The sequence below is a fragment of the Sphingomonas sp. MM-1 genome, from assembly GCF_000347675.2.
GTDB lineage: Bacteria > Pseudomonadota > Alphaproteobacteria > Sphingomonadales > Sphingomonadaceae > Sphingomonas_E > Sphingomonas_E fennica.
In genome coordinates this window covers 1,125,113-1,149,669 of the sequence record NC_020561.1, presented here as the reverse complement: position 1 = coordinate 1,149,669, position 24,557 = coordinate 1,125,113, and the positions used below count along the sequence as shown (strand labels likewise).

Sequence of the window (24,557 nt, the reverse complement as noted above, 5' to 3'; positions counted from 1 at the left end):
ATCCACAGGATTCCCATCCAGTGGTATTGAAAACCATATGATCCCCTGATACGCCCAGAGCACTCCGGGGCGCGGGGGAGATTCCATCTTATTCGCGACCAGCGCCCGCCGGAGGAGACGACGGCGTGTGCGGGGAATGGTCCCTGGCTCCGTCGCAGTGGGGTCTTGGGACGTGGAAATCAGGGACTTTTTCCACGGTAGTGCATTGAACGCGGTCGATGCGAAGGGCCGCGTGTCGCTCCCTGCCCCCTTCCGCACCGTCATCGATCGCCGCACGCATCGCGCCCTGATGCCCGGCGAATTCCCGTCGCCCGAAAAGTTCATCCTGCTCGGCGAGCATGAGCGCCTGCCCTGCCTCCAGGCGTTCGACCCCGCTTATTCGCCGGAGTTGCACAGCTTCGTGGGCGAACGCGTCGATGCGCGCGGCGACGGCATGGACCGGATGTCGGCCATGGATTTCGAGCAGATGGACGTGTTCGGCGCCTATCTGCAGGCCAATTACGACGATGCCGGCCGCATGGTGCTTTCGCCGATGTTCCGCGCGATCGCGGAGATAGAGGGACTGGCCTTCTTCCTGGGCGCCGGCGCCACCTTCCAGATCTGGAACCCGCACAAGTTCCTGGAGCATTGCCAGGACAAGCCGCGCGTCGTGCGCGCGCTGGAATTTATGCTGAAGGAAAGGGGCGCGAAGGCATGACCCAGCCCGCCCCCGATCCGCGCCACGATCCCGTCCTGATCGCCGAAGTCGTCGCCGGCCTCGCCCCCGCCCCGGGCGAGGTGATGGTGGACGGCACCTTCGGCGCGGGCGGCTACAGCCGCGCCCTGCTTGCCGCGGGCGCGGACGTCTACGCCTTCGATCGCGATCCGGATGCGATCGCCGAAGGCGCGCCGCTGGTCGCCGCCAATGACGGCCGGCTGCACCTGATCGCCGAGCGCTTCTCCCGCATGGAAGAAGCCTTGGCGGAGCGCGGGGTCGGCCCGGTCGACGGCGTGACGCTCGATATCGGCGTCTCGTCCATGCAACTCGACCGGGCCGAACGCGGCTTTTCCTTTCAGGCGGATGGCCCGCTCGACATGCGGATGGAGCAGGACGGGCAGAGCGCGGCCGATTTCGTGAACCATGCGGACGAGGCGGAGATCGCCGACGTGCTGCACCATCTGGGCGAGGAACCGCGCGCACGGCGCGTCGCCCGCGCGATCGTGGCGGCGCGGCCGATCACCCGCACGGCCGATCTGGCCGAGGTGGTGCGCCGCGCGCTGGGCCACAAGCCGCATGAGAAGAAGGACCCGGCGACCCGGACCTTCCAGGCGATCCGCATCCACGTCAATCGCGAGCTGGAGGAGCTGGAGCAGGGGCTGGCGGCGGCCGAGCGCGTGCTCGCCCCCGGCGGCCGGCTGGCGATCGTGTCCTTCCATTCGCTGGAGGACCGGATCGTCAAGCGCTTCCTGCGCGAACGTTCCGGCGCGATGCCCACGGGTTCGCGCCACCGCCCCGATGCGGGCGCCGCCGGGCCTTCGCCGAGTTTCGAGGCCGTCGCCAAGCCGGTGCGGGCCGGCGAGGCGGAGCTTGCCCGCAATCCCCGCGCCCGTTCCGCCACGCTGCGCGTCGCCCGTCGCACCGCCGCCGCCGCCTGGCCTGTATCGTATAAAGGAGTTCCGTCATGATCGCCGCCGCGCGCTTTCGTTCCGTCCTGTGGGTCGCCGCAGCGTCGACGGCCGGGCTGGCATGCTACATGGTGACGCAGGGCGTCGCCGCCGAACGGGCCGAGCTTGCCCGCACGGAACGGGCGATCCTGGCCAACCGCGTCGCCATCCGCGATCTGGAGACGGAATTGGGCACGCGCGGCAGCCTTGCCCAGATGGAACGGTGGAACGCGCAGGCGCTGGCCCTGAAGGCGCCCGAGGCGCGGCAGTTCATCGGTGGGGAGGTGCAGCTCGCCAGCCTGGGCATGCCGGCCAAGCCCGCCATGGAGGCGAAGCTGGTGCAGGTGGCGGCGGCGAAGCCGATCGCTCCGGTGGCGCCTTCCGCCCCGGCCGAGCCTGATGCCGTCGGCACCGAGGAGCCGATGCTGCGCCACGCCACCTACATGAAGCCGGCGCCGGATCGCGTCGCCGGGCTCGAACGCAAGATTTCCGCGCGCGGGGATCTGCTGGGCGCGGACGCGCTGGCCGAGATCGGCCGCATTGCCCGCACCGAGCGGGCGCCGGGCGCCCAGTGACGGCGGTCGCCGCCCCTCCTCACAGAATCCGCATCGCCGATCAGCGCGAAATGGGTGTCGCCGTCACCCATTTCCGCCTGATGGTGGTGCTGCTGGCGTTCGCCTTCGTCACATTGCTGATCGTGCTGAAGCTGATCTGGATGGCGGTTTCATCCGAACCCGCCGGGCGGGGCGGCGGCGGCGCCGGGCTGATCCCCGAGCGGGGGGACATCATCGATCGCAACGGCATGCAGCTTGCGCGCACGTTCAACGCCTGGTCGATCGCCGTGCACCCGGACAAGATATTGGGGGATCGCCGCGCGATCGCCGTGCAGCTTGCCGAACTGATGCCCGAACGGACGGCCGCGCAATATCTGGCGATCCTGAATTCGGGCAAGTCCTTCGTCTATCTGCGCCGCCGCGCGCTGCCGGAACTGGTGCGCGCGGTGAACGCGATCGGCGAGCCAGGCATCGCGCTGGGGCGGGAGCCGGAACGGCTTTATCCGCAGGGCGCGCTGGCGGCCCATGTCGTCGGCTACACCAATCTCGACGGGGCAGGCGCAGCCGGGCTGGAACGCGAATATAATGCGCGGCTGACCGGCGAGACGACGCGGATGGCGCCGCTCCAGCTTTCGATCGACGCCCGCGTGCAGCAGGCGCTGGAATCGCAGCTTGGCGAGGCGATGGCCCATTTCAGCGCGATCGGCGCCGCCGGCATCGTGATGGACGTGCGGACCAGCGAGGTGCTGGCGCTCACGTCGCTGCCCGAAATCAATCCCAATGCGCCTGGCAAGGCATCGCCGGAGGCCGGCTTCAACCGCGCGACGCTGGGCGTCTATGAGCTTGGATCGACCTTCAAGCCCTTCACCGTCGCCATGGCGATGGACAGCGGCATCATCACCAGCTTCGGCCAGATGTATGATTGCCCGCGCGCGCTGAAGGCGGGCCGCTTCACCATCACCGATACCCATCCCTTCGGCCGCCGCTGCAGCGTGGCGGAGATCATGAAGGAATCCTCCAACATCGGCACCGCGCAGATCGCCATGGAGGTGGGCGCCGAACGGCAGCGCGCCTTCCTGAAGCGCATGGGCTTCCTGGAGCCGGTCTCGATCGAGCTTGGTGAGCGCGGCCGCACGCTGACGCCGGGCGCCAACTGGGGCGAGATCGCGACGATGACGGTGGGCTACGGCCACGGCATCGCGGTGACGCCGCTGCACCTCGCCACCGGCTATGCCACCCTGTTCAACGGCGGCATCTGGCGTCCGGCGACGCTGATCAAGACGGGGCCGCACCATCCCGTCCCGGCCGGCCGGCGCGTGTTCACCGAGGAGACGTCGGACAGGATGCGCGCGCTGCTGCGCCTCGTCGTCACCAACGGCACCGGCAAGAACGCCAATGCGCCGGGCTATCGCGTCGGCGGCAAGACCGGCACGGCGGAAAAGATCCAGGGCGGGCGCTACACCCACGGCGCGGTGGTGACCACGTTCGCCGGTGTTTTCCCGATGGACGACCCCCGCTATGTGGTCATCGCGATGCTCGACGAGCCGAAGGCGACCAAGGAAACCTACGGCTTTCACACCGCCGGCTGGAACGTGGCGCCGGTGGTGAAGCAGGTCGTCGCGCGAATCGGCCCGCTGCTGGGGGTTGCCCCGGACGAGGGCCGCGATGTGGATCTGACCGGCGTGCTTCAGTACGTCCGTCCTGAAAAAGGCAAGTGAGTATGCGGCTCGGCGCGTTGACCGGGGCAGATGAGGACCTGACGGTCACCGGCTTCGCGATCGATCATCGCAAGGTGGCCCCCGGCACGGTGTTCGGCGCCTTCACCGGCACGCGCTTCAATGGCGAGGATTTCATTCCCGCCGCGATCGCGGCCGGGGCCATAGCGGTGGTGGCGCGGCCGGAGGCGACGGTGGAGGGCGCCGTCCATATCGCCGATGCGGAGCCGCGCCGCGCCTTCGCCCGGCTTGCCGCCAAATTCTTCGCTCCCTTCCCGGAAACCGTGGTCGCGGTGACGGGCACCAACGGCAAGACCTCCACGGTGGAGCTGACCCGGCAATTGTGGCGGGCGGCGGGCCATCACGCCGCCTCGATCGGCACGCTGGGCGTCACCACTTCGGAGGATCAGGTTTCGACCGGCCTCACCACGCCCGATGTCGCGACCTTCCTCTCCAATGTCGCCGGCCTCCGCCGCGAGGGCGTGACCCATGTCGCCTTCGAGGCATCGAGCCACGGGCTCGCCCAGTTCCGCACCGAAGGGCTGCCGGTGCAGGCGGCCGCCTTCACCAACCTGAGCCGCGACCATCTCGATTACCACCACACAATGGAAGCCTATCTGGAGGCGAAGCTCCGTCTGTTCAGCGAGGTGGTGGACGCCAACGGCACGGCGGTGGTGTGGGCGGACGACCCCGCATCCGCCCGCGTGATCGAGATCGCGCGCGAGCGCGGCCTCAAGGTGATCGATGTCGGCCACAAGGGAGAGGTGATCCGACTGGCGGAGCGCATTCCCACCCATCTCGGCCAGACGCTGGTGCTGGAGATCGAGGATCGCCGCCACAAGGTGAACCTGCCGCTGATCGGTGCCTATCAGGCGGCCAATGCGCTCACCGCGCTCGGCCTCGTGCTGGCGACCGGGGGCGAGCTTGAGCGGACGCTTGCCGATCTCGCCCGCGTCCAGCCGGTGCGCGGGCGGCTGGAGCGGGCGGTGATCGCCCGCAACGGCGCGCCCGTCTATGTCGATTACGCCCATACGCCCGATGGGCTGGAGGCCGCGATCCAGGCGCTGAAGCCGCATGCGAAAGGCCGCCTGATCACCGTGTTCGGTGCGGGCGGCGATCGCGATACCGGCAAGCGGCCGGAAATGGGCGCCATCGCCGTCCGCCTGTCCGATCATGTCATCGTGACGGACGACAATCCCCGCAGCGAGGACCCTGCCGCGATCCGCCGCGACGTGCTGGCCGGGGCGCCGGGCGCGATCGAGATCGGCGGCCGGCGCGAGGCGATCGCGGCGGCGATTGCGGAAGCGGGTGCCGACGATATCGTGCTGATCGCCGGCAAGGGGCATGAGCAGGGCCAGATCGTCGGCGACATGGTGCTGCCCTTCGACGACGTGACGGTCGCGCGGGAGTGCGCGGCATGAGCGGGAACGCGACCTTGCTCCCCCTCCCTTTCAAGGGAGGGGGCCGGGGAGCGGGTGAGTCCGGTGCATATCGGCGCGCGCTCGCCCTTCTCGCAGCCGGTGCCACCCACCCCCAACTCCTTCCCTTGGAAGGGAGGGGGCTATGACGCCGCTCTGGACCGCCTTCGATATCGCCGCCGCCGTCGATGGCGAGGTGTTCGGCGATTTCGCCGCCAATGGCGTCGCCTTCGATTCCCGTGAGGTGGGGCCGGGCGACCTGTTCGTGGCGATGAAGGGCGAGACGACCGACGGCCACCGTTTCGTGAACGGCGCCTTCGCGGCCGGTGCGGCCGGTGCCCTCGTCAGCGATCCGGTGGATGGCCCGCACGTTCGCGTCGCGGATACGGCGGCCGCCTTGGACGCGCTCGGTCGCGCCGCCCGAGCGCGGACGGCGGCGAAGATCATCGGCGTCACCGGATCGGTCGGCAAGACGGGCACCAAGGAGGCGCTGTTCGCCGCGTTGGACCGCGCGGCGCCGGGCAGGGCCCACCGCTCGCTCAAAAGCTACAACAACCATGTCGGCGTGCCGCTCAGCCTCGCCCGCATGCCGGCCGCTACCCGCTTCGGCATCTTCGAGATGGGGATGAGCGCGGCCGGCGAACTGGCGGCGCTGACCCGGATCGTCCGCCCGCATGTCGCCATCGTCACCGCCATCGCGCCCGCGCACAGCGCCTTCTTCGCCAGCGAGGAGGCGATCGCCGACGCCAAGGGGGAGATATTCCAGGGGCTGGAGCCCGGCGGCACCGCCATCATCCCCTATGACAGCCCGCATCGCGACCGGCTGATCGCCGCCGCCCGGCCCTTTGCCGAACGGATCTGGACCTTCGGGCGGGGCGAAGGCGCCGATGTCCGCGCGCGCGAAGCGGTGCGCGGCCCGCGCGGCACCCTGATCGCCGCCGTGCTGCCCGGCGCGGAGCTGACCTTCACCCTTGCGCCTCCCGGCGATCACTGGGTGTCGAACGCCATGGCCGTGATCGCGGCCGTCCATGCCGTGGACGGCGATCTGGCGGCGGCGGGGCTGGCGCTGGCGGACATGGCCGGCCTTGCCGGGCGCGGCCGCCGCGTGATCGCGCCCGTCGAGGGCGGCGAGGCGCTGGTGATCGACGAAAGCTACAACGCCAATCCGGCGTCGATGGCGGCCACCATCGCCCTTCTGGGCGAGGAGCCGGCCGAACGCCGCATCGCCGTGCTGGGCGACATGCGCGAGCTTGGCGAAAAATCGCCTTTGTTCCACGCGAGCCTCGCCCAGCCGCTGGTGCGGGCCGGCGTCGATTTCGCTCTGCTTGTCGGGCCGGAGATGGCCGCGCTCGCAAATGAGCTTGAGGGCCGGATCGATTTCGCGCATGTGCCCGACGCCGCCGCCGCGCTGGATCGCCTGGACGGGCTGATCGAGGCCGGCGACGCGGTTCTGATTAAAGGGTCCAACGCCATCGGGCTCGCTCGTCTCGTCGATCATTTCGGGTCCGGGGCGGTCGCGGCCGGGAACATGCCATGCTCTACCTGATCGCCGGCCAGCTCGGATTTCCGGGCGTTCTCAACCTCATCCGCTATCTCACTTTCCGCGCGGGATCGGCGGCGATCACCGCGCTGCTGATCGGCCTCATCATCGGGCCGAAATTCATAGGCTGGCTGCGCGTGCGGCAGGGCAAGGGGCAGCCGATTCGGTCGGATGGCCCGCAGACCCACCTCGCCAAGGTCGGTACGCCCACCATGGGCGGGCTGATGATCCTGACCGCGATCGCAATATCCATGTTCCTGTGGATGGATCTTTCCAACCGTTATGTCTGGGCCTGCATCTTCGTGACGGTGGGCTTCGGGCTGATCGGCTTCCTCGACGATTACGACAAGGTGAAGAAGCGCAGCCACAAGGGCGTTTCCGGCAAGGTGCGCCTGCTCGCCGAATTCGCGATCGCGGGGCTGGCGAGCTGGCTGATCGTCTCCGGCACCGGCACCGAGCTTTATGTGCCCTTCTATAATGGCCCGGTCATCGATCTCGGGCCGTTCTACGTGCTGTTCGCCGCCTTCGTGATCGTCGGCGCGGGCAATGCCGTGAACCTGACGGACGGGCTGGACGGCCTGGCGACCATGCCGGTCATCATCGCCAGCCTCGCCTTCTTCGTGATCGCCTACCTCGTCGGCAACGTGAAGTTCGCGGATTATCTCGGCATTCCGCATGTGCCGGGCGCGGGCGACCTCATCATCCTCACCGCCTGCATCATCGGCGCGGGGCTGGCCTTCCTCTGGTTCAACGCGCCGCCGGCCGCGGTGTTCATGGGCGATACCGGCAGCCTCGCGCTCGGCGGCGCGCTCGGCGCGATTGCGGTCGCCACCCATCACGAGATCGTGCTGGCGATCGTCGGCGGTCTCTTCGTGCTCGAGGCCGTCTCCGTCATCGTCCAGGTCTATTATTACAAGCGCACCGGCAAGCGCGTGTTCAAGATGGCGCCGATCCACCATCATTTCGAACAGCTCGGCTGGTCCGAGCCCACCGTGGTGATCCGCTTCTGGATCATTTCCTTCGTGCTGGCGCTGGCCGGCCTTGCGACATTGAAGCTCAGATGATCACCAGCCCCGTCTTCTCCGGCAAGAAATACGCCGTCCTCGGCCTCGCGCGATCGGGGCTGGCCACGGTCGATGCGCTGCTGGCCAGCGGTGCGGAAGTCGTCGCCTGGGACGACAGGGATGCCGCGCGCGAGGCGCTGGCGGCCGCCCATCCGGGCGAGGCCGGGCTTTCCTTCGCCGATCCGCTGGTGATCGACCTTGCGGGCTTCGCGGGCGTGGTGGTGTCGCCGGGCGTGCCGATCATCCGCCATCCGATCCGGGCCAGGGCCGCGCAGGCCAATGTTCCCCTGATCGGCGATATCGAGCTGTTCGCCCAGGCGCGCGCCTCGCTGCCGGGCCACAAGATCGTCGGCATCACCGGCACCAACGGCAAGTCGACCACGACCGCGCTGATCCACCACATCCTGAAGGCGGCCGGCATTCCTACGCTGATGGGCGGCAATATCGGCCTGCCGATCCTCAGCCGCGATCCGCTGCCGGCGGGCGGGGTCTATGTGCTGGAGCTTTCGAGCTACCAGATCGATCTCACCTACAGCCTCGCCTGCGACGTCGCCGTGCTGCTGAACGTGACGCCCGACCATCTCGATCGCTATCCCGATTTCGAAGGCTATGCGGCGTCCAAGACGCGCCTGTTCGGGATGCAGCAGAATTGGGGCTATGCGCTGATTTCGACCGACGATGAAACGTCGGCGGCGATCGCCGTCATGGTCCAACGGCTCGGGCGCGGGCAACTGCGGCAGTTCAGCCGCTCGATGGTGGGCAACCAGTCCGGCTGGCCGGCGCTGCAGGGGCCACACAACGCGCAGAATGTCGTTGCGGCGGTCAATGCCGCCTTGCTGCTGGGCGTGCCGGGCAAGGTGATCGACGAGGCCGTCGCCACCTATCCCGGCCTGCCGCACCGCATGGAGCGCGTGGCGGAGAAAGGCGGCGTGCTGTTCGTGAACGACAGCAAGGCGACCAACGCCACCTCCACAGCGCCCGCGCTGGCGGCCTATCCGAAGATCCACTGGATATTGGGCGGCCTGCCCAAGGCCGACGATCTCGATCCCTGCGTGCCTTATTTCGATCATGTCGCGGCCGGCTACACGATCGGCCAGGCCGGGCCGATGTTCGCGCGCATCCTCGGCGCCGCCGGCAGGCCGGTGACGGAAAGCGGCACGCTGGACCAGGCCGTGCGCGATGCCGCCGCCGCCGCGCGGCCGGGCGAGGTGGTGATGCTGTCGCCGGCCTGCGCATCCTTCGATCAGTTCCGCGATTTCGAGGCGCGGGGCGATGCCTTCCGCGCCGCCGTGGAGGCGCTGCCGTCATGACCGGATCGACCGTCTATCGCCAGAAGCCATCGCAGGTCGTGCGGCTGGGCCGTGCCGACCGTAGCTGGTATGCCACCTGGTTCTGGGAGATAGACCGCGTCCTTTTGCTGCTGGTCGCGATGCTGATCGGCATCGGCCTGATCGCCGTGGCCGCCGCCTCGCCTTCGGCCGCCGCCAAGGATGGGCTGCCCGCGCTGCATTATTTCTGGCGGCAGATCGTCTGGATCATGCTGGGCGTGCCGCTGATGATCGCGGTGTCGATGCTGCCGCGCGACAGCGCCCGCCGCCTCTCGATCGGCGCGGCGGTGCTGTTCAGCCTGCTGCTGGCGCTGGTTCCGATCGCCGGCACCCAGGTGAACGGCGCGGTGCGCTGGCTGGGCGTGGACCCCTTCCGCTTCCAGCCGTCCGAATTCCTCAAGCCCTTCTTCGTCGTCGCCACGGCCTGGATGCTTTCGCTCCGCGCCCGCGACAGGGGGCTGCCGGTCGTGCCGCTCACCGGCCTGATCGTCGCCGTGATCGCCGCCCTGCTGATGAAGCAGCCCGATTTCGGGCAGACGGTGATCTTCTGCTCGGTCTGGGCGGCGCTGCTCGTGATATCGGGCGTGCAGACCCGCTTCCTCATGGCGCTCGGCGGGGCCGGCGTCGGCCTGCTCGCGCTGGCCTTCGTCTTCTACCGGAACGGCCGGGATCGCGTGATCGAGTTCCTCACCGGATCGGGCGACACCTATCATGTCGACGTCGGCTACGCGACGATCACCAATGGCGGCCTCGTCGGCCTGGGGCCGGGCGGCGGCGTCCAGAAATTCCGCCTGCCGGAAGCGCATAACGACTATATCTTCTCGGTGATCGGGGAAGAATTCGGCCTTATCTCGTGCATCGTCATCGCCATCATCTATCTCGCCATCATGGTCCGCGTGTTCCTGAAGCTGCTGGACGAGGAGGATCAGTTCGTCATGCTGGCCGCGTCCGGCCTCGCCATCCAGTTCGGGCTGCAGGCGGTGATCAACATGGCCGTCAACGTGCAGCTCGTTCCGTCCAAGGGCATGACGCTGCCGTTCATCAGCTATGGCGGTTCCTCGCTGCTGGCCGTGTCGATGGGCTTCGGCCTGCTGCTGGCCTTCACCCGGCGCAATCCCTTCCTCACCCGATCGCCCTATGTCGTCACATGGAGCGGGAAGTGAGGGGGACGCGGGAAATGAGGCCCCGGCCGTGATCGCACCGCGCCATTATGTTCTCGCCGCCGGGGGCACCGGCGGCCATATGATTCCCGCCCATGCGCTGGCGGCGGAGCTGATGCGGCGCGGGCACCGGGTCGCGCTCGTCACCGATGAGCGGGGCGCGCGCATCCCCGGCCTGTTCCAGGGCGTGCAGACGCATGTGTTGCCGGCGGGCCGCGTTGCCGGTGGGCCGATGGGCTGGCTGCGCGCCGGCCGATCGATCCTGGCCGGGCGGGAAATGGCGCGGCGGCTCTACGAAACCTTCCAGCCTTCCGCCGTGGTCGGCTTCGGCGGCTATCCCGCGCTGCCGGCGATGCTGGCCGCGTTCAAGGACCGCATCCCCACCGCCATCCACGAACAGAATGCCGTGCTCGGCCGCGTCAACCGGCTGCTCGCGCGCAAGGTGGATGCCATCGCCACGGCCTATCCCCATGTCGATCGGCTGAAGGCGAAATATCAGGACAAGGTGCACCTGATCGGCAACCCCGTGCGCGAGGAGGTGCGGGCGCTGCGCGACCAGCCTTTCCCGCCGCTGACGGAGGACGGCATCTTCCGGGTGCTGGTGACGGGCGGCAGCCAGGGCGCGACGGTGCTGTCGCAGGTGGTGCCCGAGGGGCTGGGCCTGCTGCCGCTCAATTTCCGCCGCCGCATCCAGGTGACGCAGCAATGCCGGCCCGAGGATATCGAGGACGTGCGCGCGCGCTATGCGGCGCTCGGCATCCCCGCCGATCTCGCCACCTATCTGCCCGACATGCCGGACAGGCTGGCCTGGTCGCATCTCGTGATCGCGCGCGCGGGCGCCTCGACGATCGCCGAGCTTACCGTCGCCGGCCGCCCCGCCATCCTGATCCCGCTGCCTTCGGCCACGGACGACCACCAGACCGCCAACGCCCGCGAGCTGCACGAGGCCGGCGGCGCGCGTTCGATCCCGCAGCCGCGCTTCACCGCGGTGGAGCTGGCCAAGCAGATGCAGAAGCTGGCGCTGGAGCCGGGCTCGCTCCAGAATGCCGCCCGCCGCGCCTGGGCCTGCGGCCGGCCGGATGCGGCCAGCGCGCTCGCCGATCTGGTCGAGGGGTTGGGAGAGGGGAACATCAACCATTCGGGGCCGGTGGACCCGGCCGAAACTTCGCCGCATGTGGGCGGCCGGGAGACAGTTGCGTGAAGGGCGTCGCCACCGATATCGGCACTATCCATTTCATCGGCATCGGCGGGATCGGCATGTCCGGCATCGCCGAGGTGATGCATAATCTCGGCTACAAGGTGCAGGGCTCCGACGTGGCGGAAGGCTATGTCGTCGAAGGGCTGCGCCAGCGCGGCATCCCCGTCGCCATCGGCCACAAGGCGGAAAATCTGGGCGATGCCGCCGTCGTCGTCACCTCCACCGCGATCAAGCGCGGCAATCCGGAGGTGGAGCTGGCGCTGGAACGCCGCGTCCCCGTCGTCCGCCGGGCGGAGATGCTGGCGGAACTGATGCGGCTCAAGTCCACCGTCGCGGTGGCGGGCACCCACGGCAAGACGACGACGACCTCGATGGTGGCGGCTCTGCTCGATGCGGGCGGTGTCGATCCCACCGTCATCAACGGCGGGATCATCAACAGCTATGGTTCCAACGCCCGGCTCGGTGCGTCGGACTGGATGGTGGTGGAGGCGGACGAGAGCGACGGCAGCTTCCTCCGGCTCGACGGCACGGTCGCGGTCGTCACCAACATCGATCCCGAGCATCTCGATCATTATGGCTCCTTCGATGCGGTGAAGGACGCCTTCGTCGAATTCGTCGAGAATGTGCCGTTCTACGGCGCGGCCCTGCTGTGCCTCGATCATCCCGAGGTGCAGGCGATCATCCCGCGCGTGCGCGATCGCCGCGTCGTCACCTACGGCTTCTCAGCCCAGGCGGACGTGCGCGGCGTGAACGTGACGCCGATCCCCGGCGGCAACCGCTTCGAGGCGATCATCCGCAACCGCGACGGCACGACCCGCTCGATCGAGGGGATCGAGCTGCCGATGCCCGGCCGCCACAATGTGCAGAACGCGCTGGCCGCGATCGGCGTGGCGATCGAGCTGGGCGTGCCCGACGACGTGATCCGCACCGGCTTCGCCAAGTTCGGCGGGGTCAAGCGCCGCTTCACCAAGGTGGGCGAGGTCGACGGCATCAGCGTGATCGACGATTACGGCCATCATCCCGTGGAGATACGCGCCGTGCTTTCGGCCGCGCGCGAAGGCGTGCAGGGCCGGGTGATCGCGGTCGTCCAGCCGCACCGCTTCACGCGGCTCCGCGATCTGATGGAGGAGTTCCAGTCCGCTTTCAACGATGCCGACATCGTCTATGTCGCCCCGGTCTATGCCGCCGGCGAGCAGCCGATCGAGGGCGTCGACGCGGCGGCGCTAGTGAAGGGCCTGAAGACGCGCGGCCACCGCGCGGCGCAGGAGATCGCCGATGCCTCCGCGCTCGCGGCGGAGCTGGCCGTCGTCGCCCGGCCGGACGACATGATCGTCTGCCTGGGCGCGGGCGACATCACCAAATGGGCGGCCGGCCTGGCGGACGGCATCGCCACGGCGCGAAAGGCGGGCTGATGGAACCGTTCAGCGCCTGGATCGACTTTCAGGCCGAGATGGTGAAGCTGCAGCGTTCCCAGCTTGCCGCCGCGCAGAAGGCGGTCGAGGCCGGGGGCGACATGGTGGCGGCGCAGAAGGCGATGGCCGACGCGGCGGAAGCCGGCGCCCGCGCCTGGAAGAGCTGGTTCCGCCTCTGGGGGCTGAAATGATCGCCGCCCCCGCCGCCACGACCATCGCCATGCCCACCGTGCGCGGCCGCCTCACGGCCGATGCGCCGCTGGCTCCGCTCGTCTGGTTCAAGGCGGGTGGCAATGCGCAATGGCTGTTCGAGCCGGCCGACGCGGACGATCTGGCCGCCTTCCTGCGCGATCTCGATCCCGCCGTTTCGGTGATGGGCCTGGGCCTGGGATCGAACATGATCGTGCGCGACGGCGGCGTGCCGGGCGTGGTCGTGCGCCTGGGCAAGGCCTTCGCGAAGGTCGATCGGGTCGATGCGACGACGCTGTGCTGCGGCGGCGGCGCTTCGGGCATCCTCGTTTCCTCCAGCGCCCGCGATGCGGGGATCGGCGGGATCGAGTTCCTGCGCTCCATCCCCGGCACGGTCGGCGGTTTCGTGCGGATGAACGGCGGCGCCTATGGCCGCGAGGTGAAGGACATCCTCGTCGAGTGCGAGGTGGTGCTGCGGTCCGGGGAGCGGAAGACGCTGGCGCTCGCCGACCTCGGCTACACCTATCGCCACAGCGATCTGCCGGAAGGCGCGATCGTCGTTTCCGCCACCTTCCGGGGCCAGCCCGCCGATCCCGACGCGATCCAGCGCGAGATGGACCGCATCGCCGCCGAGCGCGAGGCTTCCCAGCCGCTCCGTTCGAAGACGGGCGGATCGACCTTCAAGAACCCGCCGGGGCACAAGGCCTGGGCGCTGGTCGATGCCGCCGGCTGCCGGGGGCTGCGGCGCGGCGACGCGCAGGTTTCGGAAAAGCATTGCAACTTCCTCCTCAATCTCGGCGAGGCGACGTCCGCCGATATCGAGGGGCTGGGCGAAGAGGTGCGGGAAAAGGTGAAGGCGCATTCGGGCATCGCCCTGGAATGGGAAATTCAGCGGGTGGGGACGGCCGGATGAGCGTGAAGCCCCTCCACGTCGCCGTGCTGATGGGCGGCTGGTCCGCCGAGCGGGAGGTGTCGCTCACCTCCGGCGCGGGCGTCGCCGATGCGCTGGAATCGCTCGGCCATCGCGTCACCCGCATCGATATGGATCGCGATGTCGCGCTGCGCCTGCACGCGGCGAAGCCCGATGTCGTGTTCAACGCGCTGCACGGTACGCCGGGCGAGGACGGCACCGTGCAGGGCCTGCTCGACATCATGGGCCTGAAATATACCCATAGCGGCCTCGCCACCTCGGTGATCGCGATCGACAAGCAGCTCACCAAGAACGAGCTGGTGCCCCATGGCATCCGCATGCCGGAAGGCGTGATCGTTTCGTCCGAAAGCCTTTATGCCGGCGATCCCCTGCCGCGCCCCTATGTGCTGAAGCCGGTGAACGAAGGCTCGTCGGTCGGCGTCGCCATCGTCATGGCGGAGGGCAATTACGGCAATCCCATCGCCCCCGGCAGCGAGGGGCCGTGGAGGCATTTCGATCATCTGCTGGCCGAACCCTTCATCAAGGGGCGCGAGCTTACGGTCGCGGTGCTGGGGGACGAGGCGCTGGCCGTGACCGAGCTTCGGCCCAGGAACGGCTTCTACGACTATGACGCCAAATATACCGACGGGCTGACCGAGCATGTCTGCCCGGCGGATATCCCCGCCGATATCGCCGAAGCGGCGATGGACATGGCGCTCCGGGCGCATAAGCTGCTCGGCTGCAAGGGCACGTCGCGGTCCGATTTCCGCTGGGATGACGAACGCGGCGAGGCGGGGCTCTATCTGCTGGAAGTGAACACCCAGCCGGGCATGACCCCGCTCAGCCTGGTGCCGGAACAGGCGCGCCATATCGGCATGAGCTATGCCGATCTGGTGCAGCGGATCGTCGAGGAGGCGCTATGAGCCGCAGCGGGACGATGGATGGAGGACAGGGGCGCGCGATGATCCGTCGCGGCGCCCAGCCGCGCCGTCGTCCGCCCGCCAAGGGGCGCGCGCGCAAGAAGGCGCCCGCGCGCAGCCCGTTCGCCTCGCTGCCCCCGCCGGTCGTCGCCATTGCGCGCAAGGTCGCCAATTATGCGCTGGTGGCCCTGTTGATCGGCGGCGTTGCCGCGGGCGTGTGGGCGATGCGGCTGCCGCAGATGGTCGGCACGGCCGCCGGGGAGGCTGTCGGCCGGGCCGGCTTCGCGGTGAAGAAGGTGGAGATCACCGGCATCGACCGGATGGATCGCGGCCCGGTGGAGGATGCCGCCTTCTCCGCGCAGGAACTGGCGATGCCGCTGGTCGATCTGGCGGAGATACGCGGCCGCCTGCTCCAGCAGGGCTGGGTGAAGGATGCGCGCGTGTCGCGCCGCCTGCCCGATACGCTGGTGATCGACATCGTCGAGCGGGAGCCCGCCGCCATCTGGCAGCACCGCCAGCGGCTGCACTTGATCGATGCCGATGGCCGGGTGATCGCGCAGCTTCGCCTGGCCGGCACGCCGCTGCCCGACCTGCCGATCCTGATCGGCCCCAACGCCAATTATCAGGTCGCCGCGCTGGATCGGCTGCTGGCATCCTCGCCGCAGCTCAAGCCCATGCTGGACGGCGCGACCTGGGTGGGCGACCGCCGCTGGGACATCCGCTTCCGTTCGGGCGAGACGCTGTCGCTGCCCGAAGGCGAGGGGCAGGCGCGCGCCGCGCTCGCCGAATTTGCCGAGCGGGACGGGACGATGCGGCTGCTGGGCCAAGGCATGCTGCGGTTCGACATGCGCAATCCCGGCCGCATCATCGTGCGGCCGGCGGCGCGCCCGGCCGCGGACCAGGCATCCGCCAGCGTCCGCCCGGCCACGGACAATGGCGAGGAACGGCCACCGGCCTCCACGGCGGCGGCCGACGCGCGAAGCATTTGAGGGCAGGGATTCAGGGAACGGTTTTCAGGGGGACAAGACGATCATGGCGCAGGCTCGCAGCGACAATCTGATTACCGCGCTGGACATCGGTTCCTCGAAGGTCTGCGCGCTGATCGCCGAGGTGACGGACGGCGGCGGCGAGATCCGCGTGCTCGGCACCGGCCAGCGCGAAAGCAAGGGCGTCCGCCACGGCTATGTGGCGGACATGGAGCGCACCGAGGCCGCGATCCGCGAGGCGGTGGAGCAGGCCGAGCGCATCGCCCGCACCAATATCGAGGATGTGTGGGTCAGCTTTTCAGCCGGCGGGCTGGTCAGCAAGCTGGCGGCCGTGGAGGTCGATCTCGGCGGCCACCGGATCGAGCAGCAGGATATCGATGCCCTCCTGAATGCCGGCCGCAACGCGATCGATCCCGAAGGCCGGATGGTGCTGCACGCCCAGCCGACCCTCTATACGCTGGATGGCCTCAAGGGCACGCGCACGCCGCTGGGCCTTCATGCCGACAGGCTGGGCGTGGACATCCACGTCGTCGCGGCCGAGGCCTCGCCCGTCCGCAATGTCGATCTCTGCGTCCGTTCCGCGCACCTCGCCGTGAAATCAATCGTCGCCTCGCCGATCGCCGCCGGCATGGCGGTGTTGTCGGAGGAGGAGCGCGACCTCGGCGTCGCGCTGGTGGAGATGGGGGCGGGCGTCACCAACGTCTCGCTTTTCGCCGGCGGCATGCTGGTGGGCCTCGCTTCGCTGCCGATGGGCGCGGCCGACATCACGGACAATATCGCCTCGGCGCTCGGCACCCGTCGCTTCGACGCGGAACGGTTGAAGACCTTCTACGGATCGGCGATGACGAGCCCACGGGACAACCACGACATGATCGATGTGGTGCCGGTGGCCGGCACGCAGGACGGGAGCGATCCGATGCGGATCACCCGCGCGCAGTTGATCGCGATCATCCGCCAGCAGCTCGAACGCTGGATGGGGGAGATCGGCGCGACCCTGAAGGCGCTGGGCTTCACCGGCCCGGTCAGCCGCCAGATCGTGCTCACCGGCGGCGGCGCGGAGATGAAGGGGATTGCGGATTATGCGCAGGGCCTGCTCGGCCAGTCGGTGCGCGTCGGCAAGCCGCGCGGGCTTTCGGGCCTGCCCGAGGCGCATAGCGGCCCGGCCTTCGCCACGCTTGCGGGGCTGATCCACTATGCGGCGTCCGATCCGATCGACCTGCGCGCGATGGCGCCCGCCACCCAGACGGTCCATCGCGTGCATGGCGCCGGCATGATCCAGCGGATGATCGCCGCTTTTCGTAATGGTTATTGAGAAAATATCGCCGAATTACGCAGGGAACATAACTTTTCGCGTGCGTCGGCGAATCAGGTGATGTTAGATTCTTGTTCGGGGGCGCGTCGGATGCGCGCGGCACAGCGGAGTTGAGGTTATGACGATCGAGTTCATGCGGCCGGAAGTGGATGAGTTGCGGCCCCGTATCAGCGTGATCGGGGTGGGCGGCGCCGGCGGCAATGCCATCGCCAACATGATCAATTCCGATGTCCAGGGCGTGGATTTCATCGTCGCCAACACCGATGCGCAGGCGCTCAATGCCTCGGCGGCGGAACGGCGCATCCAGCTCGGCCTCAAGATCACCCAGGGCCTCGGCGCGGGCGCGCGCCCCGAAATCGGCCGTGCCGCGGCCGAGGAAGCGCTCGAGCTGGTCGATGCCGCGCTCGACGGCGCGCACATGTGCTTCATCACCGCCGGCATGGGCGGCGGCACCGGCACCGGGGCCGCGCCGGTGATCGCCAAGCTCGCGCGCGACAAGGGCATCCTGACGGTTGGCGTCGTCACCAAGCCGTTCAGCTTCGAAGGCAACCGCCGCTCCAAGTCCGCCGATGCGGGCATCGAGGAACTGCAGAAGCACGTCGACACGCTGATCGTCATCCCCAACCAGAACCTCTTCCTCGTCGCCAACCCGAACACGACCTTCAAGGAAGCGTTCAAGATGGCGGACGAGGTGCTCCAGCAGGGCGTCCGCTCGATCACCGATCTGATGGTGATGCCCGGCCTCATCAACCTCGACTTCGCCGACGTCCGTTCCGTGATGGGCGAGATGGGCAAGGCGATGATGGGCACGGGCGAAGCCTCGGGCGACAACCGCGCGATCGAGGCCGCCGAAAAGGCGATCGCCAACCCGCTGCTGGACGGCGTGTCGATGAAGGGCGCCAAGGGCGTCATCATCTCGATCGTCGGCGGCGAGGATATGCGCCTGATGGAGGTCGACGAGGCCGCCAACCACATCAAGGAGCTGGTGGACCCGGACGCCAACATCATCTGGGGTTCGGCCTTCAACAACGATCTGGAAGGCAAGATCCGCGTGTCCGTGGTCGCCACCGGCATTGAGGCGGAAGCCGCCGCCGTGCCGGAGCCGGCCAAGCTCTTCACCTTCCCGGCCGCGCGCAAGGAAGCGCCCGCCCAGACGCCCGCGCCCCAGGCGCAGCAGCCGGCGCCTCAGGCCCAGCAGGCGGCACCGGTGCAGGCTGCCCCGGTCGCGCCGCCCGCCGCCGTGGCGCCGCAGCCGGAAATCCGGCTCGAGCCGCCCGTCCAGGCGCCGGCCGATGCGCTCGACCTGTCGGCCAACGACATCGTGCCGCCCGCGACGGACGAACTGCTGCTCAACGAGACGCTGACGCCGCCGGTCGCGGGCAACCCGCTGCCGCCGCGCGATGCGGAAACCGGCTCGGCCCGCCCATGGCTGACGCCGGCTGCGGAAGCCCCGGCACCCGCGCCCGCGCCGCGCGCCCGTGAAGGGGCGACGCTGTTCGAACGCATGTCCAACATCGCCCGCGGCGCCGCCAAGGCGCAGGTGGACGAGGAAGGGCGCGGCGCCGATGTGCCGCGCTTCCTGAACCGCCAGAACAACCAGTAACCGGCGATCATCGCATGGACGGGGGCCGGCTGCCTTGGGGTGGCCAGCCCCCTTGTCTTTGGGCATGGCTTTCGGCGCCGCGGGCAGGCGGCGCCGGCCTGCCGCCGCCCGCCACCGGATCGGCGCGCGGCCCCCACGAATCCCTTGCGAAAGTGCGGCCGGCGGCCTCTATGGCGTGCACCATGTCACTCGCCTTTCCGTCGATCGCCCGCCGTCTGCTGGCCTGCACCGCCCCCTTTGCCATGCTGGTCGCGGCCCCGATGCCGGCGGCGGCTTTCTATCAGGCAAGCGCCCTGCCGCCGTTGATCGCGCCCGGCGATCCGGCGGAATCGCTGAGCCGCTATCTGCGCATGCTGGCGTCCAACCCGCGCGACTTCAATGCCTTGACCGGGGCCGGCCGCGCCGCGCTGATGGTGGGCGATCCGGAATCGGCCTTGAGCTTCTTCGCCCGGGCCGAGGAGATCCAGCCGCGCAACGGCCGGGTGAAGGCGGGCCTGGCATCCGCCCTCGTCCAGATGGAACAGCCGCGCGCGGCGTTGAAGCTGTTCGACGAGGCGACGGCGCTGGGCGTGCCGGAGGCGGAGATCGCCGGCGATCGCGGCCTTGCCTATGATCTGCGCGGCGACAACCGCAAGGCGCAGGCCGATTACACGCTGGCGCTCCGCAACAGCGACGATCCCGAAATCCTCAACCGCCTGGCCCTCTCCATGGCGATATCGGGGGACAAGCAGGGGGCGCTCACCATGATCGATCCGCTGGTGCGCAAGGGCGATCGCTCGGCCTATCGCACCCGCGCCTTCGTCCTCGCGCTCGGCGGCGACAAGGCCGGCGCCCAGCGCATCGCCGATGCCGCGATGCCGGGGCCGCAAGCCGCCGCGATGGGCCAGTTCCTGGGCCGCCTGCCGCAGCTCAAGCCGCCGCAGAAGGCGCTCGCCGTGCATTTCGGCCGACTTCCCTCCGATGGCCGCCGTTACAGCGATGCGGAAATGTATGCCGATGCGGTGCTGGCGAAACCGGCGGGCCAGCCTCGCGCGGCCGCCGTTACGCCCGCCCCGCGCGCCGATGCCGGCCTGATCCCGTCGGGCAAGCCGCTGGGTGGCGTGGCGGAGCCGGCCCGCCGCGACGACGGCGATGCTTCGAAGACTGCGAGCGCGATTGCCGTGACGCCGCCGACGCGGATGTCCGCGCCGCGCGGCCCCGAGGCGGAACTGGCTTCGACCGACCCGGAAGTCGCCGCCGCGCGGGCCAGGGCGAAGGCGGATGCCGATGCCGCCGCCAAGCGCAAGGCCGATGCCGCGGCAAAGGCGAAAGCGGACGCCAAGGCCAAGGCGGATGCGAAGGCCAAGGCCGACGCCAAGGCCAGGGCGGAGGAAAAAGCGAAGGCCGATGCCAAGGCGAAGGCCGAGGCGAAGCTGAAGGCGGCCAACCCGGAACGCTATTGGGTGCAGGTGGCATCCGGCAAGAACAAGGCCGATCTTCCCAAGGTCTGGGCGAAGCTGAAGGCGGACAAGCCCAAAGCCTTCGGCGGTCGTTCCCCCTGGGTTTCATCCTGGCGGATGTCGAACCGGCTGCTGGTGGGCCCGTTCAAGACCGATGGCGAGGCGCAGGCATTCGTCAACCAGCTCGCCAAGGAAGGCATGTCGACCATCCAGTTCACGTCGCGCGCCGGCGTGCCGGTGGAGCCGCTCGGCGGGAAATAGGCACCGGGCTGGACTTGTCGGCCCATGCCCGGCATGGGCCCGCGCATGTCTCGCCTCGCACCCTATGCTTCCGATCCCGCCCGCAGCCGTGGCCGCGCTCATGCCGAGGCCGGCGGCGAGACGCGAGGGCCGCGCGATGCTTTCCAGCGCGACCGCGATCGGATCATCCATTCGATCGCCTTCCGCCGGCTCCGCCACAAGACGCAGGTGTTCGTGGCGCCCGACGGCGATCATTTTCGCGTGCGCCTCACCCACAGCCTGGAAGTCGCGCAGATCGGCCGCACCATCGCCCGCGCGCTGGGCCTGAACGAGGATCTCACCGAGGCGCTCTGCCTCGCGCACGATATCGGCCATCCGCCCTTCGGCCATTCGGGGGAGGACGCGCTCAAGGCCGCCACCGCGGATGCCGGCGGCTTCGATCACAACGCTCATACGCTGCGTATCCTGACCCGGCTGGAAACGCCCTATCCCGGCTGGGACGGCCTCAACCTCTCGTGGGAGACGCTGGAGGGGCTGGCCAAGCATAACGGCCCGGTGGCGGCGCCGACCTGGGCGATGGTGGAGGCGGACGCGGCTTTCCCGCTCGATCTTTCCACCTTCGCCTCGCTGGAGGCGCAGGTGGCGGCGATCGCGGACGACATCGCCTATGACAATCACGATATCGACGATGGCCTGCGCGCCGGGCTGATCGCGCTCGACGATGTGATCGCGCAGCCGCTGGTGGCGCCGGGCTGGGCGCGGGTCGTGGCACGCCATCCCCACGCGCCGCGCGGGCGCCTGATCGCGGAGCTGATCCGCGAGCAGATTGGCCGGATGGTGACGGACCTGCTCGATGCCACCCGCGTCCGGCTGGCCGATATCGCGCCGGGCAGCGTGGAGGCCGTGCGCGCCGCCGGCCGGCCGATCGTGGGCTTTTCCGATGCGATGGCGGCGGACGAGCGCGCCTTCAAGCGCTTCATGTATGCCCGGCTCTATCATCATCCCAGCCAGCTCCATGTCGCGGCGGAGGCGGGGCGGATCGTCGCCGGGCTGGCCGCCGCCTATCGCGCGGACCCGAAGCTGCTGCCCGACCATTGGCGCGAGACGCTGCCCGAGGCCGAGCCCGCGCGCACCCGCCACATCGCCGATTTCATCGCGGGGATGACGGATCGCTATGCCGTGGCCCGCCATCGCGAAGTGGTGGGTCCGGTGGAGATGCCGGAAGGCCTCTGATCGCGCCAAGGCGCATGCTTTCCGGCTTCCCGCTTCAATTCGCCGCCGTCCCGCGCTAAGGCCGCGCGGTTTACCCTGTTTGCCGGATATTCGCCCGTGACCCTTTACGCCCGTTTCGCCGATCGCATCGGCCAGATCCTCGACGACCTCGCCCAGGCGGGCGACCTGCCGGCCGGGCTCGATCGACGGAACGTCACGGTCGAGCCGCCGCGCGATCCCGCGCATGGCGATCTCGCCACCAACGCCGCGATGGTGCTGGCCAAGCCCGCCGGCAAGAACCCGCGCGAGCTCGCTTCGCTGATCGCGCCCAAGCTCGCGCGCCTGCCGGAGATCGCGTCCGCCGAAGTGGCCGGCCCCGGCTTCATCAACGTCCGCCTCACCGAGGAAAGCTGGCGTGAGGAGCTGGCCGCGATCCTGGCGGGCGGCGCCGACTACGGCCGCTCGACGATCGGCAAGGGCGAGCGCGTCAATGTCGAATATGTCTCCGCCAATCCGACGGGGCCGATGCACATGGGCCATTGCCGGGGCGCGGTGGTGGGCGATGCGCTGGCGAGCCTGCTGGAATATGCCGGTTACGCCGTCACCCGCGAATATTATATCAACGATGCCGGCAGCCAGGTGGAGACGCTCGCCCGCTCCGCGCACCTGCGTTACCGGCAGGCGCTGGGCGAGCAGGGAATCACCATCCCCGAGGGCCTCTATCCCGGTGACTATCTGATCCCGATCGGCGAGAAGCTGGCCACCGAGTTCGGCGATCGCTACGCCCGCGCCCCCGAAGGCGAATGGCTGGTGCTGTTCCGGGAAAAGACGGTCGCGGCGATGATGGACCTGATCCGCGCCGATCTGGCGCTGCTCGGCATCCATCACGACGTGTTTGCCTCCGAAGCCAAGGTGCAGAAGGACGGCCGGGTCAAGGCCGCGCTCGACAAGCTGCGCGCCGAGGGCCTCGTTTACGAAGGCGTGCTGGAAGCGCCCAAGGGCGAGGTGCCCGAGGATTGGGAACCGGTGGAGATGACGCTGTTCCGCGCCACCGCCTTCGGTGACGACAGCGACCGGCCGGTGATGAAGGCCGACGGCAGCCTCACCTATTTCGGCACCGACCTCGCCTATCACGCCCAGAAGGCGGAGACGGCGGACCAGCTCATCGACATCTGGGGCGCCGACCATGCCGGCACCGTCAAGCGCATCCAGGCGGCGGTGAAGGCGCTGACCGGCGGCAAGGTGCCGCTGGATATCAAGCTGGTGCAGATGGTCCGGCTGCTGCGCGGCGGCGAGCCGGTGAAGATGTCCAAGCGTTCGGGCAGCTTCGTTACCCTGGCGGACGTGGTGCGCGAGGTGGGCAAGGATGTGGTCCGCTTCACCATGCTCACCCGCAAGGCCGATGCGCAGATGGACTTCGATTTCGCCAAGGTGGTCGAAGCGTCGAAGGACAATCCGGTCTTCTACGTGCAATATGCGCACGCGCGGGTCCATTCGCTCCACCGCCGGCTGGCGGAGGCGGGGCTGGCGCTGCCGGCCGCCGATCTCGGCCGGCTGGATGGGGAGGAACTGGCGCTGGTCAAGCTCGCCGCGCAGTTCCCGCGCCTGATCGAAGGGGCGGCGGCGAATCACGAGCCGCATCGCGTCGCCTTCTACCTCTACGATCTCGCCGCCGCCTTCCACGCGCTGTGGAACCGGGGCAATGACGATCCGTCCCGTCGCTTTTTGCTGGTGGATGATGCCGAAACCACGGCGGCGCGTCTGGCCCTTGCCGATGCGATCGGGCAGATTATCCGCAACGGCCTGGCCGTCATGGGGGTCGCCGCGGCCGAGGAGATGCATTGATGACGGATGCTGTTGAGCGGGGACGCTTCGGTGTCGCGGATGAGGATCGCCTGCCCTGGCTGGAGGCGGTCGAGGATGAGGACGATCATGGCGGCGTCGGCACGGCCAAGCTGATCGGAGCCGTGATCGCGGCGCTGGTGTTCATCGGCCTGCTGGTCGGCGGCATCTTCTGGATGCGCGACAGGGACAAGAGCGCCGGCTCGGGCGAGCTGATCGCCGCGCCGGAAGGCGATTACAAGGTGCCGGCCGAAGGCGCCTCCGCCAACGGCATGGCCGTCGCCGGGGAAGGCGATGCCGCTTATGCCGCCAGCGAAGGCCAGGTGATCGATTCCCAGATCAACCCCAATGCCCGGCCGGAAGCCCCCGTCGCGGGCGTTTCCGCCGGCATGGATGTGGCGCCGGTGCCCACCGTCACCCTGCCGCCGTCGCAGGTGGCGAAGGCGGAAGTGACGCCGGGCACGCCCAAGCCGGCCGCTCCTGTGCCCGCCCCGGCAAAGCCGGCGCCCGCACCGGCCAAAGCCGTTGCCGAAACGGCGACGGCCCATGCGCCGGCCAATCTGCTGCCTACGCCTGCCCCGGCCGCGAAGCCGGCGATGGGCGGCGGCACCATCCAGCTCGGCGCGTTCAATTCCGAAGCGATCGCGTCCGGCGAATGGGGGCGGCTCGCCAGGCAATTCCCGGAACTGGGCAAGCTCAGCCGCTCGATCACCACGGTCGAGGTCGGCGGCAAGACGCTCTATCGCCTGCGGGCCAGCGGCATCGGCGCGCGCGAAGCCTGCAAGGCGATCAAGGCCGCCGGAAAACCCTGCAACCAGGTGTGATCCGATCGGGGCCGGCCGCGCCGCCGGCCTCCATTCCCCCTCATTCG

The 24,557-nt window shown here is 69.1% G+C and carries 21 protein-coding genes; all 21 read left to right on the top strand.

Annotated features, from left to right (window positions below):
- Positions 1-232 precede the first annotated feature (232 nt).
- The 21 genes from G432_RS05640 to G432_RS05540 all read left to right on the top strand — a co-directional run bounded on the left by G432_RS05640 (position 233) and on the right by G432_RS05540 (position 24,510).
- Positions 233-697 (top strand): division/cell wall cluster transcriptional repressor MraZ, encoded by a 465-nt coding sequence (locus G432_RS05640; protein WP_236626857.1) that lies wholly within the window; start codon positions 233-235, stop codon positions 695-697.
- Entirely contained in the window at positions 694-1,665 is a 972-nt protein-coding gene (rsmH, locus tag G432_RS05635; protein WP_015457860.1) for a 16S rRNA (cytosine(1402)-N(4))-methyltransferase RsmH, read from the top strand. The genes G432_RS05640 and rsmH overlap by 4 nt, the downstream gene beginning before the upstream one ends.
- On the top strand, positions 1,662-2,219 hold the full coding sequence (locus tag G432_RS05630) for a hypothetical protein (protein WP_015457859.1): 558 nt from the start codon (positions 1,662-1,664) through the stop codon (positions 2,217-2,219). Before rsmH ends, G432_RS05630 begins: the two co-directional genes overlap by 4 nt.
- Positions 2,220-2,269: 50 nt before the next feature.
- Complete coding sequence (locus G432_RS05625; RefSeq protein WP_015457858.1) at positions 2,270-3,916, top strand: peptidoglycan D,D-transpeptidase FtsI family protein; 1,647 nt, start codon at positions 2,270-2,272, stop codon at positions 3,914-3,916.
- 2 nt (positions 3,917-3,918) lie between these two features.
- Complete coding sequence (locus G432_RS05620; RefSeq protein ID WP_015457857.1) at positions 3,919-5,334, top strand: UDP-N-acetylmuramoyl-L-alanyl-D-glutamate--2,6-diaminopimelate ligase; 1,416 nt, start codon at positions 3,919-3,921, stop codon at positions 5,332-5,334.
- A 142-nt stretch (positions 5,335-5,476) separates the two neighbouring features.
- Positions 5,477-6,877: a UDP-N-acetylmuramoyl-tripeptide--D-alanyl-D-alanine ligase gene (locus G432_RS05615; protein WP_015457856.1), complete on the top strand. Its 1,401-nt coding sequence runs from the start codon at positions 5,477-5,479 to the stop codon at positions 6,875-6,877.
- A complete protein-coding gene (mraY, locus tag G432_RS05610) occupies positions 6,865-7,935 on the top strand; it encodes a phospho-N-acetylmuramoyl-pentapeptide-transferase (RefSeq protein ID WP_015457855.1) in 1,071 nt (356 codons plus the stop codon). Before G432_RS05615 ends, mraY begins: the two co-directional genes overlap by 13 nt.
- Complete coding sequence (gene murD, locus G432_RS05605; RefSeq protein ID WP_015457854.1) at positions 7,932-9,245, top strand: UDP-N-acetylmuramoyl-L-alanine--D-glutamate ligase; 1,314 nt, start codon at positions 7,932-7,934, stop codon at positions 9,243-9,245. The genes mraY and murD overlap by 4 nt, the downstream gene beginning before the upstream one ends.
- Entirely contained in the window at positions 9,242-10,426 is a 1,185-nt protein-coding gene (locus G432_RS05600) for an FtsW/RodA/SpoVE family cell cycle protein (protein WP_015457853.1), read from the top strand. The genes murD and G432_RS05600 overlap by 4 nt, the downstream gene beginning before the upstream one ends.
- 79 nt (positions 10,427-10,505) lie before the next feature.
- A complete protein-coding gene (gene murG / locus G432_RS05595) occupies positions 10,506-11,624 on the top strand; it encodes an undecaprenyldiphospho-muramoylpentapeptide beta-N-acetylglucosaminyltransferase (RefSeq protein WP_051128807.1) in 1,119 nt (372 codons plus the stop codon).
- Positions 11,621-13,033, top strand: coding sequence for a UDP-N-acetylmuramate--L-alanine ligase (gene murC / locus G432_RS05590; protein ID WP_015457851.1), 1,413 nt, complete (start codon positions 11,621-11,623; stop codon positions 13,031-13,033). The genes murG and murC overlap by 4 nt, the downstream gene beginning before the upstream one ends.
- Positions 13,033-13,224 (top strand): hypothetical protein, encoded by a 192-nt coding sequence (locus G432_RS05585; RefSeq protein WP_015457850.1) that lies wholly within the window; start codon positions 13,033-13,035, stop codon positions 13,222-13,224. The genes murC and G432_RS05585 overlap by 1 nt, the downstream gene beginning before the upstream one ends.
- Positions 13,221-14,135, top strand: coding sequence for a UDP-N-acetylmuramate dehydrogenase (gene murB / locus G432_RS05580; RefSeq protein ID WP_015457849.1), 915 nt, complete (start codon positions 13,221-13,223; stop codon positions 14,133-14,135). The genes G432_RS05585 and murB overlap by 4 nt, the downstream gene beginning before the upstream one ends.
- The gene (locus G432_RS05575) at positions 14,132-15,055 is read left to right on the top strand and encodes a D-alanine--D-alanine ligase (RefSeq protein WP_015457848.1); all 924 of its coding nucleotides are present in this window, start codon (positions 14,132-14,134) and stop codon (positions 15,053-15,055) included. The genes murB and G432_RS05575 overlap by 4 nt, the downstream gene beginning before the upstream one ends.
- Positions 15,052-16,041, top strand: coding sequence for a cell division protein FtsQ/DivIB (locus G432_RS05570; protein ID WP_015457847.1), 990 nt, complete (start codon positions 15,052-15,054; stop codon positions 16,039-16,041). Before G432_RS05575 ends, G432_RS05570 begins: the two co-directional genes overlap by 4 nt.
- Before the next feature lie 43 nt (positions 16,042-16,084).
- A complete protein-coding gene (ftsA, locus tag G432_RS05565; protein WP_015457846.1) occupies positions 16,085-17,350 on the top strand; it encodes a cell division protein FtsA in 1,266 nt (421 codons plus the stop codon).
- Positions 17,351-17,468: 118 nt separating this feature from the next.
- Positions 17,469-18,953, top strand: coding sequence for a cell division protein FtsZ (ftsZ, locus tag G432_RS05560; RefSeq protein WP_015457845.1), 1,485 nt, complete (start codon positions 17,469-17,471; stop codon positions 18,951-18,953).
- A 182-nt stretch (positions 18,954-19,135) separates the two neighbouring features.
- Positions 19,136-20,653 (top strand): SPOR domain-containing protein, encoded by a 1,518-nt coding sequence (locus tag G432_RS05555; protein ID WP_236626856.1) that lies wholly within the window; start codon positions 19,136-19,138, stop codon positions 20,651-20,653.
- A gap of 45 nt (positions 20,654-20,698) precedes the next feature.
- On the top strand, positions 20,699-21,865 hold the full coding sequence (locus G432_RS05550) for a deoxyguanosinetriphosphate triphosphohydrolase (protein WP_015457843.1): 1,167 nt from the start codon (positions 20,699-20,701) through the stop codon (positions 21,863-21,865).
- Positions 21,866-21,961: 96 nt separating this feature from the next.
- Positions 21,962-23,689 carry an arginine--tRNA ligase gene (gene argS, locus G432_RS05545; protein ID WP_015457842.1) on the top strand — a complete coding sequence of 576 codons (1,728 nt, stop codon included), beginning with the start codon at positions 21,962-21,964 and terminating at the stop codon, positions 23,687-23,689.
- Positions 23,689-24,510, top strand: a complete 822-nt coding sequence (locus G432_RS05540; RefSeq protein ID WP_015457841.1) for an SPOR domain-containing protein — start codon at positions 23,689-23,691, stop codon at positions 24,508-24,510. The genes argS and G432_RS05540 overlap by 1 nt, the downstream gene beginning before the upstream one ends.
- Positions 24,511-24,557: the final 47 nt, after the last annotated feature.